We start from the raw sequence: 534 nt of genomic DNA, 5'->3' as shown, positions 1-534 counted from the left end.
CAGATCGAATCGCAGCTAAGAGCAACGCCAGATGTTATCGTTAATTGTTGGACGAGCTCACCGATGCCAAGCCTAATGGCGCCAGAACCAATGAGTATCTATATCGACCACCTTTCTTCCGCAGCACGTTTTCTCTATACCTACGGGCAAGTCGGCGCAGAACGATTTAGAGCGCGCAACAAAAAAGGCGTGATCGTGAATGTCATTTCGCATGATAACCACGAAGATCTGACTGGTGTTGAAAGCATGGCGGCTTTGGTGTCTGGCTTTACGCACAGCTGGGCAAAAGAGCTCACCCCTTTCAATATCCGCGTCGGCGGCGTGATTCCCTCTGTCAGTCATACACGAGAGGATCTTGACGAAAGGCACTGGGCAGAGATCCAAGACGAACTGGTCCGTAACACAGCATACATCGTCTCAAATGAATACTTCAGTGGCCGAGTAGTTGCGACCGAAGTGTAAACATACACCATTGCTCTGTGTTTCCCGACTCCGATGTAAGCAACCTCCAGCTCCTAAACAAAAAAAGCCCCA

1 protein-coding gene is annotated in these 534 nt (G+C 49.8%); it reads left to right on the top strand.

The genetic code is table 11. The features are described from left to right. Positions 1-462, top strand: a 462-nt coding sequence (locus R8O11_RS30795) for an SDR family oxidoreductase (RefSeq protein WP_318195331.1), incomplete at its 5' end; no start/stop codon positions are given. Positions 463-534 lie beyond the last annotated feature (72 nt).

Source organism: Vibrio sp. 1288, assembly GCF_033344475.1.
This window is presented reverse-complemented; position numbering and strand designations above follow the sequence as displayed.